Raw genomic sequence first — 20,197 nt, 5'->3', positions numbered from 1 at the left:
CTAAATTCTTTTCGGTAATGGAGGGCCCGGGCGTAACCAGGCAGTCCGTTTGCACCACAAGCACCACCAGTTATCGGTGAAGGCTTGAAAATTCAGTGTTTTTCGCCAGGGCGAAGCCTATCTTACCGCAATCATAGACCATCACAAGGGGCGTGCAGTCATTGTTGAAGCAGGCGACACGGGTAAAATGATAAATGCGACAAAAGAGCTCGGGGCGGGTTAGTTGCGCCAGATAGAGTCGAAATCCTCTTTGGTGTCGCGATCTTGGGTGTCGGCACTGGCCAGGGTTTTATAGGCGAACTGACTGATCGAGCCGGTACTAAACAGACGCCGGGTCAATTGCATAGTGGTGAGCTTGCCGTTTAAGAACAGTTTGATTTTTTGCTGTTCGCGAAAGCTTAAAGCGTTGGTTAGCAGGCTGGCCGGGCGGTTGGCCAGGCGCTGAGCGGGCAGGGCGAGTACCCGCAGGTATTCGGCCTCGGCGCCCGTTTTTTGAATAATGGCGGCAGCGGCCGGTTGCGCCTGAGGGGCCAGCAGCTGTATGCCCAGCTGGCTGGCTGTGCGACTTTGCTGCACCCAGCGCACCGCGGCAATGGCCCATTTTTGGCGGCCCGGCTCGCGTACCCCCAGAATCTCACCGGCTTTTAGCTGCGGCGGGCTTTCGGCCTGCCATTCCAGGCAGTAGCCCCCGGCGCTGACATCAACCACGTCCACTGAGTAAATCGGGTGCTGGCCGCGATAGCGCAGGCGTGTACTGCGCTTAATGCTTTCCTCTACATTGGCGGTCGAGGTTTTGGAGTCGGTAAAGGCGGGCTTGGCAACGTCAAAGGCTTCGCCCCAGGGGTCTACTAAACCGGGGTCTAAGCGGTCTTTAAGCTTGACGCTGCGCTTTTGAAAAATACCGCTATTGTCACCTTCCACCCCTAAGTCGGCCGGGTTGCCTACAAACATATTAAAGGGCGTTTCGTCGGCCGCGTAAAAGTGCAGGTGGGTTAACCCGATGGTGACCTCCAGTTGGCCTTCACCGGCGTGGCGCTCGAAGGTGCGTTGGGCGGGTTTTTGCCAGGCACTTATTAAGTGGGAGTCCAGTGCGCTGTTCAGCCTTAGGGCGCGTAGTTGTTCGGGCGAGTGTTGGGCCCGGGCCAGCTCGTCACAGACGTCGGTGGTGTCCAGTTGGCGCACCACATCGCTGTTGTACAGCCCCAAACGCGAGCGGTACACCGGTGGGTTGGCGGTATCGAGCATAACGCTATACAGGTTGCTGGCCTGCTCGGCCGCTAGGGTTTGCAGCTGTGCCTTGGGCGCCAGGGTTTCCAGCGCCAGGTATACGTTGTACAAATCGGTTTGTCGCAGCTGGTTGGGGCGTGCAGCCGCCAGTAACAGGCTGCGGGCATAGGCCGCTTCAATGGTGCGAATGCCCTTGTGATGAGGCAGCGGGTCGCGCACCTCAACCTGGGTCAGGTTATACATTTCGGCCAGTTGATACAGGGTATTCAGCTCGCGCCACACCTGGCTAAGCGTGGGCGTGTACAGCTGATAGCTGCGCAACAGCAAATGCCCCAGCCCGGTCATGGCGCGGTGAATCGCTAGCGCACGGGCCTCGTCGCTGCCTTTACCATTTAATAGGTCGCGCACCGCGCAGGTGTAGGCATTACTTAAATGCTTTTGCAGCGCCTGGGCTACGGTGGCGCCCTTGCGCGCGGGTTCGGGCAGAATAATAGGCTGGTTTAAAAAGGTTTTGGTCAGCCCGGTAATGCAGCCCTGCACTGCGGGGCGGACTATTTCGAGCAGTTGCAGATGATTGTCGCCATCGGTTTTTAGGCGAGCCAGCTCGGGCAGAGCAGAATACAGTACCGCACTGACAAAGCTGGTTTGGGTCAGTGGCAGGCTGTCCACCCATTGGCTTACGCTTTTGGGGGTGGGGCTTTTGCAAAAGCTTAATTGCTTTAGCTCTGGCTCGGGTAGGCGCAGGCGCGCCAGTAATTCTTGCAGTGTGGTTGTGCTCATGAGCCTATCTTGCCTGTTTTGCGGTCAATCTGATACCAGATTTCAATTAAGAATATAGCGGATTTCGTTAATGCTTGTCTGCGGTGGTTACTTCGCTTGAGGCAGTACCGGGGTCTTGCAGGGTTCGCCCGCGATTTCGCGCACTAAGCGCGGCACCAGATAGCCCGGCAGGTGGTGTTGCAATTGTTGGTGCAGCGCCAGTGCCTGATTGTCTTCCACATCAAAGTGTGCCGCGCCCTGTACCTTATCCAGTAAGTGAAGGTAGTAGGGCAGTACTCCACAGGCAAAAAGCCTCTCGCTAAGTTCCTTTAGGTCGGCGAAAGTATTGTTAATGCCCTTGAGCAAGACCGTTTGATTTAACAGCGTTACGCCGGCGCGGCGCAATTGGATGCAAGCGTTTTCTACCTCGTGGTTTAACTCGCGGGCGTGGTTGGCGTGCAGTACCAGAGTCGTGTCTAGCCGGGTCGCGGTTAGCCACTGAGTCAATACGGGAGTAATCCGCTGAGGGATCACAATGGGCAGGCGGCTGTGTACTCGCAGACGTTTCACCTGGGGTATATCAGCCACTTGCCGGGTTAACCACGCCAAGGTCGTATCGGGCGCGCCCAGGGGGTCGCCGCCGCTGTAAATTACCTCGGTAATGCTGGTATCGCTTCTTATATAGTCCAGCACTTCTTGCCAGCGGCCTCGGTTGGGGCGGTTATCAGCGTAGGGGAAGTGGCGGCGAAAGCAGTAGCGGCAGTTAATGGCGCAGCTGCCGGTCACTACCAGCAGCACCCGGCCGTGGTATTTGTGAATTAACCCGGGCATAGGGTTAGCGTCTTCCTCGCCCAGCGGGTCCTGGGTGTAGCCGGGCTCGGCGACTAGCTCATCGCCGAGCGGCAGTATTTGCCGCAGCAGGGGGTCGTTGGGGTTGCCGCGCTCCATTCGCGCGACATAGCTGCGCGGCACGCGCAATTCAAATTCGCGGCTGGCCATGTGGGCGGCTTTTAGCAGGGCCGGGTCCAGATTTAGCTCGGCAAACAGCGCCTCGGGGGTGCGAATCAGGTTTTTCAGCGCCTCTTGCCAGGTTTCGGTCTGCCATGTGGCGGCGGTTCGATGTATCATTGGCGCCTTTCAAATTCTATAAACGACTAGAGAGGGGTTATGGCCACCTATTCTATCAATGATTTCCGTACCGGGTTGAAAGTAATGCTGGACGGCGATCCCTGTAACATTGTGGAAAACGAACTGGTTAAGCCGGGTAAGGGCCAGGCCTTTAACCGTGTGAAGCTGCGCAACCTGACCACCGGCCGCGTGTGGGAGCGTACTTTCCGTGGTAACGAATCGCTGGAAAGCGCCGACGTCATCGACCTGGATATGGAGTATCTGTACAACGACGGCGAGTTTTGGCACTTTATGGACCCCAACACCTTTGATCAGTTTGCCGCCGATGAAAAGGCCGTGGCCGACGCCGCCAAGTGGCTGCGCGAGCAGGACAAGTGTGTAGTCACCCTGTTTAACAACGCCCCGCTGGTGGTCACCCCGCCCAACCACGTCGAGCTGGAAGTGACTCAGACCGACCCGGGCCTGAAAGGCGACACCGCCCAGGGCGGTACCAAGCCCGCCACCCTGAGCACCGGCGCCGTGGTAAAAGTGCCGCTGTTTATGAACGAAGGCGATGTCGTCCGGGTAGACACCCGCACCGGCGAATACCTGGGCCGTGCCAACAGCTAAACGCTGTGTCTGACGCACCTTATTCTCCTTCCTGTTCCCCCGCGCTTATCCAGGCGCGGGCGGATCTTTACCGCAGTATTCGCGAATTCTTTTACCGGCGCGACGTCCTTGAAGTAGATATGCCGCTGTTGGGGTCACACTTTGTGACCGACCCCTTTATTCAGCCCATTGTGGCGGATAACGCCGGCACTCGCCGCTACCTGCAAAGCTCTCCCGAATACGCCATGAAGCGCTTGTTAGCTGCCCAGCCGCGTTGCATCTACGCTTTAGGCAAGGTGTTCCGCGCCGGTGAGCGCAGTCGCCGTCACAACCCCGAGTTCACCATGTTGGAGTGGTATCGTCTGGGGCTGGATGATCATCAGCTGATGAGTGAGGTGGCTGAGCTGGTCACCCAGCTATGCCCCGACACCCAGGTGCATTATTTAAGTTATCACCAGTGGTTTGCGGACAGCCTGGGGATAAACCCTCACACCTGTGACTTTGCCCAGCTGCGCGCGATTGGGAAGGGGCTGATTGAGATAGACGATACCGGTCTGACGCGCGACGACTGGCTGGATTTACTGGTTACCCACAAGCTAGAGCCCGAAATGCCCCCGGGGCTTACCTTTATTTACGATTATCCTGCCAGCCAGGCCGCTTTGGCTAAAATTACCCCCAATAAACAGGGTGTTTTAGTGGCGCGACGCTTTGAGGCCTTCTTAAATGGTATGGAGTTAGCTAATGGATATTGGGAGCTGACTGATCCCGTCGAGCAGCGCCAGCGTTTTCATAGTGATCGCGCCCGTCGCCAAGCTTTGGGGTTAGCGGATGTGGCTGCCGACGAACGCCTGCTGCAGGCGCTGGAGGCGGGCCTGCCCGAGTGTGCTGGCGTTGCCCTGGGGGTAGACCGCCTGTTGTTGCAAACGACCGGTTGCACGGATATCGGGCAGACCCTAGCCTTTGCTGACGAGCGCGCCTAAGTTATACACAGCGATCGCTCAATACTTGCGCAGCGGGCGTGTAAAACTCAGTGTAAAAGTGCCAAAGTCAAGCCTGAAAAGCCGTTAAAAATGGCTGCTTTTTGCACTGGTTGTCAATCACACAGTTTTGTTCAGCCCAGTGATGGCGGGGCCTGGGGGTGGTTACGCAAAGCCCGTGCACAAACTTATCCACAGTGAGTGTGGATAATGAAATGGGGGTGGATAAAAGGCGCTGACACGCTTTTTAAAAATCCCTTAAAATGTCTTTTTTTGGCAACGGAGAAAAGTTGATGCAACAGTTACCCGAAACCCTGCGGGAAAACGTCCGCTTATTAGGGGAGTTACTGGGCGAGACCATTCGCGACCACGAGGGCGAAGAGCGTTTCAGCAGGATCGAACAGATCCGCCAGTTGGGCAAAAGTATCAATCAGAGCGAAGAGGATGACCCCTCGGCCCTGGTGGATATGCTGGGCGAGCTGAACGATGAGGATATTCTGCCCATCGTACGCGCCTTTAATCAGTTTCTTAACCTGGCCAATATGGCCGACCAAGAGTATGGCGCCAGCGCCGAAGCCGAGCCCGAAGATGGGCTAAAGGCTATGTTGCTCAACTTTAAAGACACCTACGGGCAGGACAGACTGGCCGAAGAGATACGCAACCTGCGCATCGAGCTGGTGTTAACCGCCCACCCCACCGAGGTGACCCGCCGCACCTTAATCCGCAAGTACGATCAAATCGTAAACACCCTGTCGGATCAGCAGCGCGGCAATTTGCTCAGTTTTGAAAAAGACAAGGTTATCGGTCGCTTGCACCGCCTGGTGGAAGAAATGTGGTCCACCGACGAAATTCGCAGCGAGCGACCCACCGCCGTGGACGAAGCCAAGTGGGGCTTTGCAGTGATTGAAAACAGCCTGTGGCAGGCGGTGCCGGACTTTATCCGCCACTTGGACCGCCTGAGCAGTCGCCACCTGGATCTAAAACTGCCGCTGGATTTGCACCCCTTCCACTTTTTCTCGTGGATGGGCGGCGACCGCGACGGTAACCCCAATGTTACCCACGCCGTCACCCGCGAGGTGCTGCTGCTGGGCCGCTGGATGGCCGCCGAGCTGTACCTGCGCGATGTGGAGGGACTCTACGGCGACCTGAGCATGTATGAAGCAAGCGCCGAGCTGCGCGAACATGTGGGCGACTCCGACACCCCTTATCGCGATTATCTGGCCGGTTTCCGCAAGCGCATTCAGGCTACCCTGGACTGGGCCGAGGGCACCCTTAAGGGCGAAGAGCCTGCCAAGCCCGTCGGTTTAATCGAAAGCCGCGACGACTTGCTCGAGCCGTTAATGCTCTGCTACCGCTCGCTTAACGACGTAGGCCTGCCGCACATTGCCAACGGCCCGCTGCTGGATACCATCCGCCGGGTGCACAGCTTTGGCGTTAACCTGGTACCGCTGGATGTACGCCAGGACGGAGAGCGCCACGTGGCCGTTATGGACGAGCTGACCCAGTACCTGGAAATGGGCAGCTACCTGGAGTGGGACGAAGCCACCCGCCAAGAATTTTTGCTCAAACACCTGCAGGAAAAACGCCCGCTGTTACCCGCTGACTGGCCCGTGAGCGACGAAGGCGCCGAGGTGCTGAAAACCTGCCGCGTGATCGCGAGCGAACCGGCCGAGACGCTGTCCACTTATATTATTTCAATGGCGCAGCAGCCCTCGGATGTATTAGTCGTGGCACTGCTGTTAAAAGAGTGCGGCATGACTTGGAACATGCCCATCGTGCCGCTGTTTGAAACCCTGGATGATCTGGATCGCTCCGCCGAGGTGATGGACCTGCTGTGGCAACTGCCCTGGTATCGTGAATATGCCGATACCAAGCAGACCGTTATGATCGGCTACTCCGACTCGGCCAAAGACGCGGGTAAATTCGCCGCTACCTGGGCGCAATACAAATCCCAAGAACGCTTAGTGCAGCTGGCCGACAAACACGGCATTGATTTAATTCTGTTCCACGGTCGCGGCGGCACCGTAGGTCGCGGTGGCGGCCCGGTGGAAAAAGCCATGGCCTCGCAGCCACCCGGCTCGGTCAAAGGCAAAATCCGCGTAACCGAACAGGGCGAGATGATTCGCTACAAGTTCGGCCTGCCCAAAGTCGCTTTTAGCAGCTTCTCGACTTACACCGTGGCCACCCTGCGCGCAACCCTGGAGCCCCACGCCGCCCCGCAAGCCGAATGGCGCGACTTGATCGAGCGCATGGCGCAAGCCAGCCTTGAAGGCTACCGCCGCGTTGTTCAGGGGCACCCGCAGTTTGTGCCTTACTTCCGCTCACTCACCCCCGAGCAAGAGCTGGGCCTGCTGGCACTGGGTTCGCGCCCGGCCAAGCGTAAAGCCACCGGCGGGGTGGAAAGCCTGCGCGCCATTCCCTGGGTGTTCGCCTGGATGCAAGTGCGCTTAAACCTGCCCGCCTGGTTGGGTACCCGCCAAGCACTGGAATACGCGCTGGAAAACTCTCCCGGTACCTTGAACGACATGGTAGAAAACTGGCCATTCTTTTCGGCATTTTTAGACCTGCTGGAAATGGTGATCGGCAAGGCGGACACACCCATCGCCGCCTACTATGAAAAGCAATTGGTGCCCGAAGAGCTGCACCCGCTGGGTCAGGAACTGCGCGCCGATTTGTCTGCGCTTGAGGTGCTGATCAACCGCATCAAAAAGCAGGATGAACTTTTCGACGGCGACCCCATGCTGCGCCAGACTTTAAGCGTGCGCAAGCCTTACATTGACCCACTCAATCTGCTACAGGCGGAATTGCTTAAGCGCTATCGCAGCGGCAAACCCTTTAGCGACGAGCTGGAGCGTGCACTTAAAGTGACCATGGCCGGTATATCGGCGGGGATGCGCAATACGGGGTAATGGTTGGTTGACGGTTCACGGGTTTTGGTGAACGGATGATGGAAATGAGGGGAGGTGGCCTTTTGGCTGTCTCCCCTTTTTTGTGCTCGGCGGTGCGCGGAATGCTGAACGCTTTACGGTCTGATGTCGGACGTCTGAGGTCTGATGAACTGGAGTGACCCCAGAAAAGTAGACGCATCGCTGATTCTGTCTTTTACTGCGCTGCGTTTTGCAGGCCCAGGTGCTTTACGAAGGGTTGAAAATCTTTGTCTGAGAAGAGTAGGGGGAGGTTATGCTCAATACAATATGAGGCAATAATAACGTCAGCGGTCTTTCGTATGGTAATGCCCTTCTTGCGTAACTTACGGAAATTATCAGCGCTTTTTATCGCCATGTTTTTCCCTAAAAGCTCGTATATCGTAAGCTCTTCAAGCAAGCTTTTGGCTACTTTGTAGTCCTTTTCATGACGGAACCCCTGCAGCACTTCGGTGAGTATTAAGTCGCCTATCGCCACGGCGCGGTGGCCTAAAATACTGTCTAATAGATCGGCCTCGGCGCAGTCGTTACCGCTAAAAAAGTCGATCCAAACGCTGGAGTCCACCAGAATCAAGAGGCGCTCCGCATATCGTCCAGGTCGCCGGACCAATCCAGCTTGCCTCTGTACTGTTTAATCCCTTCTTGTTTTTTCAGCTGAATCAAAGCCTTAAGCCCTTGCTCTACAGCTTCTTTTTTGGTTTTAAGGCCGGTTGCCTTAAGTGCTTCGCTCATCAGCTTATCGTCAATGTCGATATTGGTGCGCATTGTTTTTACCTCACCTGATGTGTATATTTTAAGAATATATACACATTGTAGTTTGGTCAACTCAAAGGGGCTTACGAAGCGGACTGATGTCGGACGTCTAAGGTCTGATGTTGTGTTGACGCCTGTCACGTGACGAGTTACATTGACGGTATGATTAAGACTTTCGCCGATAAGCGCACGCAGGCGCTGTATTGCAAAGGCCAAGCTAAAAAGTTTCCCCCGGATGTGGCGCGACGGGCAGCGCGCAAACTTGAATATGTGCATTTGGCGAAAAATGTCGATGATTTGAAAGTGCCCCCTGGCAATCGCCTGCATATGCTTTCGGGTGACAGGCAGGGGCAGTACGCTATCGCAATCAATGACCAGTGGCGTATCTGTTTTCGCTTTGAGGAAGGTGATGCATACGATGTTGAAGTCTGTGACTACCATTAGAATGAGGTAACAATTATGGCTATCGCTAATACTAAAGCTATGCTGCGTCAGCCTACCCATCCGGGCGAGATGCTGCGGGAAGATTTTCTGCCGGACTATGATTTAAGCGTTGCAAAGCTCGCCGAATTACTGGGTGTCTCTCGCCAGTCAGTCAATGAGCTGCTGCGTGAACGCCGCTCGCTCAGCCCCGAAATGGCGCTGCGACTTGGGCGCTTATTTGGCAACTCACCTGAGTTTTGGCTGAATGCGCAAAGGGCCGTTGATTTATGGAATGCCGCTCAGGCAGTAAAAGATGACGTGGCTAAAATCAAACCCCTGGATGCGGCTTGATAATTCTATCGCTATGCTGAATGCGCTATTTGGAAAGGTTTTGGTAGGGTTAGAGGTGCTGCGAATATTGCAGTGGTCGGAGGTCTGAGGCGAATGGCACGTACTTAAGCCTCGTCATCCCCGCGAAAGCGGGGATCTAATGGCTTTAAGTTCTGGGATCTTTGGGGGCCTGCCTTCGCGCGCCATGGTCAAGAACACATTGCTAAAATTGCCATTTTCCTTTTAGTGTGCCCGTGTCGCCGGGCGTTGCGAGGTGCTTTTGGTCTTGGCCAAAAGTACCCAAAAGCCGCGCCCCAACATCTGGCCCTGCGGGTTCCCTCATTCCAATCGATTTTAGCGGGCCGTATCGACAGGCCGTCCATGGCCTGGCGATACTTGCGCAAACGTCCTGTTTGCTTACCCCTAAAATCGATTTCCATTCGGCCTAGATGTAAACGGGGTAGAATCCTCGCTTCGTAGCTAGCTCGCGTTTTGACGGTTTTAAAAAGTCAGCCTTAGCCTCCTTCGGTGTTACGGGACGGAAATTCCTCGCAAGTAGTCTTCTTTGAAAGTTCGAGTTCTAGTTCGCGTTTGCGGTTTTCAAATTTTATAATAAGCTTTATAGTCAGGCACTTAACCAGTTTGGAAGGTTAGATAACAAGACCGCTCTTCGCGCGATAACACGCACGCTTTGTTCGCCCTTCCTGAAGCCGCGTAAGCGGCTTAAATGACTGATAATTCAAAGGCTTGCGCCTCTTTGTTGGGGTTTTTCAGCGAAGGATAATGCGCATGCGCGATATACAAATGTTATATTTCATAGGGAGTTTCAGTGAACATCGATAAGGCGATTGAGCTGGCGATCGAGAATGTTCGGAAAGAAGGGCTAACCGATATTTTTCGTGATCCCTTTGAGATTTCATTGTTGAAAAACGATAAATTCAGGGCATTTCTGTCAGATCAGGTTAAATCAAGAATCAATTCGGGCTCTTTGTCTGGTTTGAAGGTTTATCCAATCAGCCATGTTTTATTCCCTAAAAAGGACGCATACGACTTCAGGCGTGCGGCACTAATTCAACCAATTGACACCATAACTTACCTAGCGCTTGTTTTGATGTATGCGGATATCATCGAGAAGCATCGAATAGAAAAGCGTAGGAATGTTGTTTTCTCGTACCGGTTAAAGCCAAGATCGGGCTATCTTTTCGACTCAAAATATAACTTCACACACTTTCAGGCCCATGTCTCAGGTCGAATCAAAAGTCCGAGGATCAAGGTGTTGGTGAAGTGCGATATTTCAAATTTTTACTACAGACTAAATTTGCACCGCCTCGAATCAACACTGCTAAGTCTTCCAATAGAGAAGAAGCTTATAAAGCTTACTAATGAGTTGCTAACATTCTGGGCTAATAGAGATTCATATAGTTTGCCTATTGGCGGAAACGCTAGCCGAATCCTTGCTGAAGCTGCCTTGTTATCGGTCGACGATTATTTGCGATCTTTAGATGTTAAGTTTTGTAGATTTGTCGATGACTATCGTCTGTTCGCGCCAGATGCAAAGACCGCCCATTCATGGTTAACGCTTCTCGTAGATCGCCTATATTTGGAAGGGTTGATGGTTAACCCCTCAAAGACAGTAATCGAAGACGTTTCGAAAACCACAAAGACGTCTGCTGTTTCCGAGGAAGCTCGGCAAGTGGCAAACGAACTTCGTCAAGGACGAATTATTGTTGGATATACCGGTACAATTCCTACGAAATTCCGAGAACTATCTAATCGCGAAATAGAAGAGCTTAAAGAGGTAGCGACCGAAGAGCTTGAAGATAAAATAAAGAATAATCAGATACTTCAGCCAGATGATGTAAGGCGATTTATCAGAATTGTAGTCGCAAGCGAAGATTACAATAAGCTTAGTATATTCAACTCTCTTGTAGAGAAATTCCCTCAGTTTACCCCTCTGTTGGTGGATCTTTTTATAAAGAAAGAATCTGCCTTTCCTGAAATTCTCAAGAATTCTATCCGAGAGTATTTTTCTAAAATGTTATCCGAGGGCGAACGGTATCCCGAGTATCTTTTGATATCCGTAGTCAGATTGCTCGGCCAAGATGGCTTCGCCGATAAAATCGCGCTGATGGCATTCTTTAGAAATTTGAGACGGAACTCAGGAGCATATATTGGAAGAGCTGTTCTCGATGCCCTTTCCAAAGTCGCTAATAGAACAGATGTCATGGAAATCCGGCAATATTATCAGCGGGCAGACCGATGGGAAAAAAAGAGCTATCATTAGAATCGTTGACTCAGTTCTTTCTGAAGAGGAAAAGAGGCCTTGGCTCAAGAACGTAAAAGTTCACTCAGGAGACGACTTTTTTGCAGTTGAGACGTTCGATCCGAAAAAGAAAGGAAAATAATATATAACAATCAGTTGCAGCGGATCAATTTACGCTGCGCTCCAATTGCCCGCTGAACTGGGCGTTAACCTAAATTATGATCTTATTTACATTGTTAGTTATTGTCATGTCATTGGTGTTTGGTGTGTTAATTCACCTTGTATATAAATATTTGATCGGTAGGCGTAAATACAAAGGTGTAACATTTGTCGAATGTTCCGTAGTTCTTATAGGAAGTGTACCCGGTTTGGCTGGGTGTGCCGCTGGTTTTACTGGTTTTGGTTTTCCATTGCCGCTTCTAGTAGGATTGCCCTTAGAACTAGTTCTTAGTGGAGTTGAGGTGTGTGGATGGAGGCAGTCACTGATATTTCATGACCCATATCTTACCAAGAAGTTCGCAAGCTTTCCTATTGCATGGCTCGTTACAATAGTAGCTCTACTGATTTATTATAAAGTTACATTTGTACCAACTGCACATTGCCCTGCCTGTAAAAAGACGGTCAAATGGGGTTATCTTCGTTGTAAAGTCTGCAAGCATGAGTTTACGGAAGAAGAAATTGAAATACTTAAGAAAGAGATGCAGGTCAATAGGTGAAAAAGTTAGCACGGCTGTCAAATGGACGTCTTTTCCATTGGTTGGCTTTGTGCTTTAGCGTGCATGGTGTCGGGCCTTACAATTCACATCAACGTGTTTAAAGCAGGGCCCGCCTCAGTGCTTATGATGGTCTTTGAGCACCGAAAGCGACCCATCATTTACCTGGTCAACTTCCCCACTATTTTTCTTACCACTGGCGCGACAACGGCGACCGTAGGAAAGGCTATAGGCCATGTCGTTAAACAGCTTTTAAGCCACTGGCCTGCGAACCCCGGGTGAATGCCTTGTGATATTACCAGGACAAAGGCGGATACAATGCAGACCATAATGGCCGAGAGCAGGGCGCTGAATAGTATTGGGGAATAGCGAGCGGGAATATACATATCGTTCTTCTTTGTGTGGTTGGGTGAGCCGTGGTTACATGGAATAGCAAAGCTGTAGTAGCCATCCGGTTGCGAATAGGCCAAGGCCGAAAACCCCGTGATTGATCAGGCTGTGTACCCGCGCGACGTTTGGTTTTGGTGTTCGGCGCGCGGCAATGCCGGCGCCCATGCCTGGCTGCATTAGTAGAAAGGGGGCTGCCACGGTGGCGACGCCAACAGCGAGTGCGGGACCAAGGGTCGGGTGGTAAATCCAGGGCTCGCCAGCAAATGCCACCAGAACAGCGGCGAAGGCCATGCCTGTGGCGTAGTGGGCCGTCCAGCCAATAAAGTGCTCGCCTCGAATAGGTGCCGAGGTTGAAATCGCTGTATGGCGAAATCTTCCCTGGGGCATATAAGCCAGCCATCGCCCGACCATTGCGTAGTTCGGGGGTGTCATGCCAAACAGAAATTTTCTGACTAGGTTCCACAAATCCATGGTCGCGGTGGCTCCTATTCCAATTAAAGAGATAGCCAGTAGGTTGTTCATAAGCCTTTCCTCTGCTTGTTTCGGTTTTAAACGGGTGGTAGCGTACAACCTCAAGTTAACTTGAGGTCAACAGCCGTTTATGGATATCGCAGAAGTGGCCAAGCGTTCTGGGGTTCCCGCCTCTACATTGCGTTTCTATGAAGAGAAAGGGTTAATCAACTCTGTGGGCCGGCAAGGGCTGCGCCGGGTGTTTGGCGCCGATATTCTGGAGCGGCTTGCATTGATTGCGCTGGGACGCGCAGCGGGATTGTCGCTGGATGAAATCGCACCCATGGTAGGGGGCAATGGCAGCCCCAATATTGATAGAGAGCTGCTGACGAAAAAAGCCGATGAGCTGGATGGCACCATTAAGAAGCTGATAGCCATGCGCGATGGTCTTAGGCATGCAGCCGTGTGTTCTGCGCCGAGCCATATGGAGTGCCCTAAGTTTCGCCGCTTGCTCGGTCTAGCAGGCTGTTGAAAAACCCCTTACGTACTCAGACTTTCAGGCTGATTCGTAATCTAGGCGCCGCTTTGAAGGTGTGTGCCCACCCATCGAGAAGTGGCAACGACGAGTACGGAGCAGCCTGGAAGTCCCGCAGGGCGAGGCCTGAAGCGCACATCTGCCGCACTTTGCCTCTAGGAAAGGGAACCACCCTGTCCGTCGAGACAAGGGACGACATCTGCACGCTTCAGGCCACGCTGAGCATGCAAGGGGTTTTTCAACAGCCTGCTAGCGGCCTCTGGCGCGATTAAAGCTGAACATAGGACTAGACGGCCCAAAAGGCCACCTGTTAACTGATTGCTGGGTCGGGCAGGTAAGTGGGGTCTGATCAAATCTCTCATAGCTGTGATAATTGTCTTGTTTGAGGATAGAATCTGTGGAGAGCTCGCCTGAGGTCGAAAATTTAGAACAGGTTATGGATCGTATTCTTGACGCGGCGGAGGGGCACGATTGTGTGAATCTTGATATGATCCTCAATGCCGTTGGTCAGCGCTCTTATGGTCCGGTGCTGCTATTAATTGGGTTGATTGTGCTTGCGCCTTTAATCGGGGATATTCCCGGTGTGCCCACGCTCTGCGCCATTATCGTATTGCTTTTTTCGGTTCAGTTGATGTTGCACCGGGAGCATTTTTGGCTGCCCCAGTGGCTATTGAACCGCTCGATAAAGACCAGTAGCTTGAACAAAGCGATTGATCTGTCACGCAAACCGGCGCGTTTTGTGGATAGGCTGGTTAAGCCTAGATTAACGTTTTTAATTCGCGGCTATATACCGGCCCGCTGTGTGGCGCTTTGTAGTATTGCTATTGCTTTAATGATGCCTTTAATGGAGTTTATCCCCTTTAGTGCCAACCTTGCCGGTGGTGTGCTTACCTGTTTTGGTTTGGCGCTGATTGCTCGTGATGGTTTTCTGGCCTTGCTGGCATTTGCTCTGATGATTGCCAGTGTGACGTTGGTGTTTTATGGGGTTTGGGGTTAGTGCTTGAAAATAGGCGTTGTGTCAATGCTCCGTAATTTTATTAGCGATTGTTCAACAGAATTAAAAGAGAAGTCAAAATGAAGCAACAAGAAACCATGCCTGCCATTGCGGCTCCCCCGTCTAACGGCCAAAAACTATTTGTACGCTATACGCTTGCCATTTTAATTGATCTGGTGGTGCTGGGCTTGTTTAACCAGTTTTGGGATCGGGTGCATATCGAGGCCTTTTCGGTGGCGTTGATGGCGGCGGCGTTGATGCAGCTTTTGCTGCAGGCAACCTTTAAGGTGGAGCATTATGTTAGCGATTACTTTAAGGCCAAATCCGGTGCGGCGGCCAAGGGCGCTTATTTTGTTAGCGTTTGGTTTATCCTGTTTATCTCAAAATTTATTATGTTGGGCGCGATAGAGTTAGCTTTTAGCGGGCAGATTCATTTTGACGGTCGCTTTCATGGCGCCGTACCTTTTATTGCGGTGGTGGCGGTTATGATTACTGCGGAAGAGTTGGTGGTGCGTATTTACCGGCGCTTGGGGGATCAATAATCGAAGGGCCCGGCCGGCGGCGCTGTTTGCATTGAGTCGCTCGCCGGTCCGGGTGAGTTCTATCGGTTACACTTTTCCATACAGCGTCATCGCCTCAGAAAGCTGCTTAAAGGCGGCTATGTTCGCCCCCTTAATATAATTAACCTTGCCTTTGTGTTCTCCGTATTTCACACAGTTGTTGTGAATGTCCTTCATAATTTTTCGCAGCTCTTCATCCACTCGGTCGATGTCCCAGGGCATCATCGACCGGTTCTGGCTGATCTCCAGCCCGGAAACCGCTACTCCACCAGCGTTGGCCGCTTTGCCCGGCGCGACCACAATACTCTGTTTGGCAAACAGTTTTAAGGCGCCATCGGTATTGGGCATATTAGCCCCTTCAATCACATAGCGGCAGCCGTTGTCGATCAGGCGCTGCGCGTCGCGCTCTCCCAGCTCGTTTTGGGTGGCGCAGGCAAAGGCAAGGTCACACGCTTGTTGCCACGGCTTTTGTTCGTCGTGATACTCAATGTCGAGCTTTGCGCAAATCTCTTGCAGTGATTGCCGCTGGGCTTTACCGCGCTGTATTTTTGTGAGGGTCTTGTGGTTTAACCCTTTGGCAAACACGGCGGTGCCGCCGCGATCGGATAGAGTGAGTACCTGGGCCTCTAGCTCAATAAGCTTTTCGGCAGTGTGCAGGGCGACATTGCCCGCGCCGGATATGCAGCAGCGTTTGTCCTTAAGGCTGTCATTGTGGTGGGCCAATATCTCTTCGGTAAAGTAAACAGCGCCGTAGCCCGTGGCCTCCTGGCGACCGCAGCTGCCGCCAAAGGCGGGGCTTTTACCGGTCAGGGCCGATTCAAACCGACCGGTAATGCTTTTGTAGTGATCAAACATAAAAGCGATTTCGCGACTGCCGACACCGATATCGCCAGCGGGAATGTCAGTGGACGGGCCGATATGGCGTGCCAGTTCGGTAATAAACGCCTGGCAAAAACGGCGGATTTCCTCGTCGCTGCGACCGTGGGGGTTAAAATTTGCCCCGCCTTTGGCGCCGCCTAGGGGCAAACCCGTTAGCGCGTTTTTAAAACATTGCTCAAAGCCGAGAAAAAACAATACATCCAAATCGACCGAATCGCTAAAGCGCAGGCCGCCTTTATAGGGGCCGAGGGCGTTGTTGTACTGAACGCGAAAGCCGCGGTGAGTTTCTGTCTGGTTTTGGTCGTTGCGCCAATCCACTCTAAAGTCGATAACTCGGTCCGGTTGGGCTAGGTACTTAAGAATCTCTATACCGTCTTTGTCATCGTTTTCCAGGAGGTAGGGAATCACGTCTTCGGCTACATCACGGGTGGCCTGATGGAAGGCGGTATAATTGGGGTAGAGTGTTTTGACGTAATCTTCAAAAGATTCGAGGGCGGAATCCGCGGGCATTCGTGGCTCCTTAGTTGGGGGCTATGTTTTCAGGGCAGTGTCTTATTACCCCGACGCGGTCAACCGCCGGGGTAACAAACTTAAGCGAAATGGCTTCGTTTGGACATTTCGGCAATGTAGTCCGAGCCCAATTGATTTTTTAATTCGGGAGTCAGTGCCTTGCCCGCCAGTGGGAAAACTTCGGTTTCTTCTTCATCTAGGTGGTGTAGTAATCGCTCTTTGAGGTTCTTGGCTTTGACCATCCACGCCGAGGAGTCCATGTCGGTATCGGTTAGCGCTTCAAGCAGTTCCTCCAGCTCGTGGTGTTCGGCCACGCTATGACGGGAATGATCAATCGTTGTGTCAAAATCTATAAGGGGTTTGTAAAAATAGCGCTCTTCGGCGGCGGCGTGGCTTTCCATGGCTTCTTTGATCAGGCCTAGAAACTGTTCCCGCTCACGGCTTTTCCCCTCGGTACTGATCAAGTCATCCAACAGCTTACGCTGTACGTCATGGTCTTCGCGCAGGGCATCAAAAATACTCATGTTTTATCTCCGTTGCTTCTTGTTCTAGGTTTACGAGCTGTAAACCAGATTGGATTACATTAACCGTTTAAAGCAATATACCTGCCAGAAGCTAGCCAGCGCCCGATGCCATCCGCATTCCCATTTACCGTTCGCCGCTCCCCATTATCCGTCGTTGTACATAAAATCCCTGCAATCGCCGTTGCACTTTGCCGTCAGTACTTCTATTGTGGCTGGCAATTTTTATTAAGCTGGCAGTTATGATTGTCGGATTAATAGCGGCGCAGGATGCGCCTACGTCGCCGAAGGCGAGCGCGAGACCTGTAAAATCAAGGGATTTCGTAAATTCCGCCGATTTTGCAGGTCGACCATTAAGATGTTCAGGACGAGCATCTTAATGGCTTGGTTAAAAATAGGTGCCATACAAGAAAAAATGAAAGTCCCAAAACGTTTGCAGCCGTTGGTGGATGACGGCTTAATCAGCTCGGTTCAGTCCCGCTTAATGAGTGGTAAAGAGGCCGATATTTTTATTGTCCGCTGTGGCGATGCCATTCGCTGTGCCAAAGTGTACAAAGACGCGGCCAAGCGCAGCTTTAAAAAAGCCGCCGAGTATCAGGAAGGGCGCTCGGTGCGTGGCGGGCGTCGGGCCCGGGCCATGGCTAAGCGCTCGTCCTACGGGCGCCAGCAGCAGGAAGAGATTTGGCAAAGCACCGAAGTCACCGCCCTGGCCCGTCTGGCTCGCGCGGGGGTGCGGGTACCGGAAACCTACGGCTGTGTGGATGGCGTACTGCTGATGGAGCTGGTCACCGACGATGACGGCGATGTGGCGCCGCGCCTGGACGATGTAATCTTAACCCGCGAACAGGCGCTGGAAGATCACGCCGTGATGATGCACTACATTAAGCTGATGCTGTGCGAGGGGCTGGTACACGGGGATTTGTCGGAATTTAACGTGTTACTCGACCCCTATGGCCCAGTGATTATTGATTTGCCCCAGGCCGTGGACGCCGCCGCTAATAACAATGCACAAAAGATGTTTACCCGCGACGTGAATAAAATCACCCAGTACTACGCCGCTTTTGCCCCCGAGCTGGCCGATACCGACTACGCGGGGGAAATGTGGGCCCTGTTTGCGGAGGGTGAGCTAACGCCCGAAACCGACATTACCGGTGTCTATGCCGCCGATGAAGACGACGCAGATGTGGATTCGGTGTTGGCTGAGATTAAAGCGGTGATGGCCGAGCACGAAGAAGAGCAGGCGCGGATTCGCCGGGTTACGGGTGAAGGGGACGATGACTAACGGTCGTAGATCGTAATAGGCGAATAACCCAAATGAGCCTTGAAGAGCAGCTTGCAGCCTGGATAGAGGAAGATTCTCTGCGAATGGACGCTTTGTTTATAGCCGCCGAGTTGCAGTTGCCGCAATGGTGTATCGCAGCCGGCTTTGTAAGAAACCTGGCTTGGGATAAGCTGCATCAGCACTCGCCGTTAACGCCTTTAAACGACGTCGATTTGATATTCTTTGACCCGCAGGACACCCGTGAGGGTCGCGACATCGCTATCGAATCGCATTTAAGCGGCGTTTCGCGGCTGCCCTGGTCAGTGAAAAATCAAGCCAGAATGCACGCTCGCAATGGGGACAAACCCTATAACTCCACTGAGCATGCCATGAGCTTTTGGGTGGAAGTGGAAACTGCTGTGGGGGTCAGGTTACAGCCCGACCAATCCATTGAGCTTGTGGCGCCTTTTGGTGTCAGCTCGAATTTTGATTATACCGTTACTATTAATGCCAAAAGACCAAAGCCCGCTGAGTTTTTCGCTAGAATTAGAGATAAATAATGGTTAAAAAGATGGCCAAAGTTGGTGGTCAATGCAAACGTTAACGGTTAGTGCCAAAATGACGGTGTTCTAAACGGGGTTCTCATTGCTGAGTGCGGTCGCGCAACCAGCATGCTTTCGCATTGAGTTAGACGGTAGATAAGTGCTTACATGAAAGCTAAAAACTTAATGAGTTCTAAGCTGGTTACGGTTGATCTGGATGACTCACTCGCCCTGATCAAGGATATCTTTGATCACGTGAGCTTTCATCACCTTTTAGTGGTCGAGGGCCCCAAACTATTGGGCGTGATATCCGACCGCGATCTTCTAAAAGCCATTAGTCCCAATGTGGAAACTGTAGCGGCAACCAGTAAGGATTTGGCCACCTTAAATAAAAAAGCCCATCAGATAATGACCCGCAATCCGGTAACAATTAATGACTCGGCGTCGATCATTGAGGCCGTCGAACTTTTTAATAGTCATTCGATATCCTGCATCCCTGTGGTTAACGAACAGGGCAAGCCCGTGGGCATTATTACGTGGCGGGATATTATGCGCGAAATTGGCAACCGCAATAAGGGCAAAGGCGAATGAGCAAAGGCACTCTCACCTTTTTTTGCGGCAAGATGGGCGCGGGTAAGTCTACCCGTGCCAAGCAGATGGCGGCAGACAGCCATGCGGTGCTGCTTAGTGAGGACGAGTGGTTGGCGGCTCTGTACCCGGGACAAATTGCGTCTTTAGCCGATTATGTTCGAATGTCGGGGCGGTTAAAAGGGCAGGTCACAACCCTCGTTCAGTCAATGTTGCTGGCTGGTGTTGATGTGATATTAGACTTTCCCGCCAACACCCGAGCGCAAAGACAGTGGTTTCGTGATATTTTTACGGAGGTCGGAGCGGAGCATCGGTTGGTATATCTCGAGCAGACAGACGACATCTGCTTGCAGCGTATACGCAAGCGCCGACGGACAGAACCCGGTCGGGAGCAGACCGACACGCCCGACATGTTTGCCCAGGTAAGTCACTATTTTGAGCCGCCCGGCGCTGAAGAAGGCTTTAACATCGCCCGGTAAAAAATACGGAAGCGGTCATATTGGCGAGCTATTATTAGGAACCTCTGATTAAGTCCTATGCGGCTTCTGGCTAACAGAGCTTTCCGAGGTCAAGGCGGCGATCCGATAGCGGGCTGGCGGCCCGGTGAGGTGAGCCAACGAAGAGATCGGGAAGCTCTGTTAGCCCCGAAGGGCGCGGCCAAAACGTCCATCCGCTGTGTTGCCTACACGGATGTAGGTAAGGGCCGTGAGCAGGACGCGGAAGGCTTGCACTTCTTGCCAAGGGCTATGGCCATTGCCTACGAAGCGCGCCAAGGGCAATGGATTGCCCGAATGCCGGAAAGGCAGGAGCATTTTCCGGCGAAGGAGTGAACGTTTTGGACTCGCGCTGAGGCCACAGAGGACTTGATCAGAGGTTCCTTAG

The 20,197-nt window shown here is 52.8% G+C and carries 22 protein-coding genes; 14 read left to right on the top strand and 8 right to left on the bottom strand.

Features of this window, described 5'->3' with window-relative positions:
• Positions 1-219: 219 nt before the first annotated feature.
• Positions 220-2,007 (bottom strand): hypothetical protein, encoded by a 1,788-nt coding sequence (locus M6D89_RS09575; protein ID WP_253967843.1) that lies wholly within the window; start codon positions 2,005-2,007, stop codon positions 220-222.
• An 87-nt stretch (positions 2,008-2,094) separates the two neighbouring features.
• The gene (gene epmB, locus M6D89_RS09570; RefSeq protein ID WP_253967842.1) at positions 2,095-3,114 is read right to left on the bottom strand and encodes an EF-P beta-lysylation protein EpmB; all 1,020 of its coding nucleotides are present in this window, start codon (positions 3,112-3,114) and stop codon (positions 2,095-2,097) included.
• A gap of 39 nt (positions 3,115-3,153) precedes the next feature.
• Between epmB and efp the strand changes: the two genes are divergently transcribed.
• From efp to ppc, 3 genes are all read left to right on the top strand, one after another.
• Positions 3,154-3,723, top strand: a complete 570-nt coding sequence (gene efp, locus M6D89_RS09565) for an elongation factor P (protein WP_253967841.1) — start codon at positions 3,154-3,156, stop codon at positions 3,721-3,723.
• A gap of 5 nt (positions 3,724-3,728) precedes the next feature.
• On the top strand, positions 3,729-4,682 hold the full coding sequence (gene epmA / locus M6D89_RS09560) for an EF-P lysine aminoacylase EpmA (RefSeq protein WP_253967840.1): 954 nt from the start codon (positions 3,729-3,731) through the stop codon (positions 4,680-4,682).
• Between the two features lie 290 nt (positions 4,683-4,972).
• Positions 4,973-7,588, top strand: a complete 2,616-nt coding sequence (gene ppc, locus M6D89_RS09555; protein WP_253967839.1) for a phosphoenolpyruvate carboxylase — start codon at positions 4,973-4,975, stop codon at positions 7,586-7,588.
• 193 nt (positions 7,589-7,781) lie between these two features.
• On the opposite strand, the gene vapC is transcribed toward ppc, so the two are convergent.
• Positions 7,782-8,168 (bottom strand): type II toxin-antitoxin system VapC family toxin, encoded by a 387-nt coding sequence (vapC, locus tag M6D89_RS09550; protein WP_253968039.1) that lies wholly within the window; start codon positions 8,166-8,168, stop codon positions 7,782-7,784.
• 5 nt (positions 8,169-8,173) lie between these two features.
• Positions 8,174-8,368: a type II toxin-antitoxin system VapB family antitoxin gene (locus M6D89_RS09545; protein WP_253967838.1), complete on the bottom strand. Its 195-nt coding sequence runs from the start codon at positions 8,366-8,368 to the stop codon at positions 8,174-8,176.
• A gap of 150 nt (positions 8,369-8,518) precedes the next feature.
• Between M6D89_RS09545 and M6D89_RS09540 the strand changes: the two genes are divergently transcribed.
• From M6D89_RS09540 to M6D89_RS09530, 3 genes are all read left to right on the top strand, one after another.
• Entirely contained in the window at positions 8,519-8,800 is a 282-nt protein-coding gene (locus tag M6D89_RS09540) for a type II toxin-antitoxin system RelE/ParE family toxin (protein WP_253967837.1), read from the top strand.
• 15 nt (positions 8,801-8,815) lie between these two features.
• On the top strand, positions 8,816-9,130 hold the full coding sequence (locus M6D89_RS09535) for a HigA family addiction module antitoxin (RefSeq protein ID WP_253967836.1): 315 nt from the start codon (positions 8,816-8,818) through the stop codon (positions 9,128-9,130).
• 808 nt (positions 9,131-9,938) lie between these two features.
• Positions 9,939-11,393 (top strand): RNA-directed DNA polymerase, encoded by a 1,455-nt coding sequence (locus tag M6D89_RS09530; protein ID WP_253967835.1) that lies wholly within the window; start codon positions 9,939-9,941, stop codon positions 11,391-11,393.
• Between the two features lie 853 nt (positions 11,394-12,246).
• Here M6D89_RS09530 and M6D89_RS17485 read toward each other — a convergent pair.
• Both M6D89_RS17485 and M6D89_RS09525 read right to left on the bottom strand, forming a co-directional pair.
• Entirely contained in the window at positions 12,247-12,471 is a 225-nt protein-coding gene (locus M6D89_RS17485) for a DUF2798 domain-containing protein (RefSeq protein WP_418930354.1), read from the bottom strand.
• A 34-nt stretch (positions 12,472-12,505) separates the two neighbouring features.
• Positions 12,506-12,997, bottom strand: coding sequence for a DUF2938 domain-containing protein (locus M6D89_RS09525; protein ID WP_253967834.1), 492 nt, complete (start codon positions 12,995-12,997; stop codon positions 12,506-12,508).
• 79 nt (positions 12,998-13,076) lie between these two features.
• Between M6D89_RS09525 and M6D89_RS09520 the strand changes: the two genes are divergently transcribed.
• The 3 genes from M6D89_RS09520 (at position 13,077) to M6D89_RS09510 (ending at position 14,996) form a co-directional block, all read left to right on the top strand.
• Positions 13,077-13,457 (top strand): helix-turn-helix domain-containing protein, encoded by a 381-nt coding sequence (locus tag M6D89_RS09520; RefSeq protein WP_253967833.1) that lies wholly within the window; start codon positions 13,077-13,079, stop codon positions 13,455-13,457.
• A 400-nt stretch (positions 13,458-13,857) separates the two neighbouring features.
• Positions 13,858-14,457 (top strand): exopolysaccharide biosynthesis protein, encoded by a 600-nt coding sequence (locus M6D89_RS09515; RefSeq protein WP_253967832.1) that lies wholly within the window; start codon positions 13,858-13,860, stop codon positions 14,455-14,457.
• Between the two features lie 77 nt (positions 14,458-14,534).
• Positions 14,535-14,996 carry a hypothetical protein gene (locus M6D89_RS09510; protein ID WP_253967831.1) on the top strand — a complete coding sequence of 154 codons (462 nt, stop codon included), beginning with the start codon at positions 14,535-14,537 and terminating at the stop codon, positions 14,994-14,996.
• Positions 14,997-15,062: 66 nt separating this feature from the next.
• Here the strand turns inward: M6D89_RS09510 and gdhA are convergent, their stop codons facing one another.
• Both gdhA and M6D89_RS09500 read right to left on the bottom strand, forming a co-directional pair.
• A complete protein-coding gene (gdhA, locus tag M6D89_RS09505; protein ID WP_253967830.1) occupies positions 15,063-16,403 on the bottom strand; it encodes an NADP-specific glutamate dehydrogenase in 1,341 nt (446 codons plus the stop codon).
• An 80-nt stretch (positions 16,404-16,483) separates the two neighbouring features.
• Positions 16,484-16,927, bottom strand: coding sequence for a hemerythrin domain-containing protein (locus M6D89_RS09500; protein ID WP_253967829.1), 444 nt, complete (start codon positions 16,925-16,927; stop codon positions 16,484-16,486).
• Positions 16,928-17,339: 412 nt separating this feature from the next.
• Here M6D89_RS09500 and M6D89_RS09495 point away from each other — a divergent pair, with 412 nt between their 5' ends.
• The 5 genes from M6D89_RS09495 to M6D89_RS09475 all read left to right on the top strand — a co-directional run bounded on the left by M6D89_RS09495 (position 17,340) and on the right by M6D89_RS09475 (position 20,145).
• Positions 17,340-18,206, top strand: a complete 867-nt coding sequence (locus M6D89_RS09495; RefSeq protein ID WP_253967828.1) for a PA4780 family RIO1-like protein kinase — start codon at positions 17,340-17,342, stop codon at positions 18,204-18,206.
• A 32-nt stretch (positions 18,207-18,238) separates the two neighbouring features.
• Complete coding sequence (locus M6D89_RS09490; RefSeq protein ID WP_253967827.1) at positions 18,239-18,745, top strand: nucleotidyltransferase family protein; 507 nt, start codon at positions 18,239-18,241, stop codon at positions 18,743-18,745.
• Positions 18,746-18,895: 150 nt separating this feature from the next.
• The gene (locus M6D89_RS09485) at positions 18,896-19,318 is read left to right on the top strand and encodes a CBS domain-containing protein (protein ID WP_253967826.1); all 423 of its coding nucleotides are present in this window, start codon (positions 18,896-18,898) and stop codon (positions 19,316-19,318) included.
• Positions 19,315-19,794 carry a P-loop nucleotide/nucleoside kinase family protein gene (locus M6D89_RS09480; protein WP_253967825.1) on the top strand — a complete coding sequence of 160 codons (480 nt, stop codon included), beginning with the start codon at positions 19,315-19,317 and terminating at the stop codon, positions 19,792-19,794. The genes M6D89_RS09485 and M6D89_RS09480 overlap by 4 nt, the downstream gene beginning before the upstream one ends.
• A 129-nt stretch (positions 19,795-19,923) precedes the next feature.
• Entirely contained in the window at positions 19,924-20,145 is a 222-nt protein-coding gene (locus M6D89_RS09475) for a hypothetical protein (RefSeq protein ID WP_253967824.1), read from the top strand.
• Positions 20,146-20,197 lie beyond the last annotated feature (52 nt).

This window comes from Gilvimarinus xylanilyticus (genome assembly GCF_024195295.1).
In the GTDB taxonomy this organism is placed as follows: Bacteria; Pseudomonadota; Gammaproteobacteria; order Pseudomonadales; family Cellvibrionaceae; genus Gilvimarinus; species Gilvimarinus xylanilyticus.
This window is presented reverse-complemented; position numbering and strand designations above follow the sequence as displayed.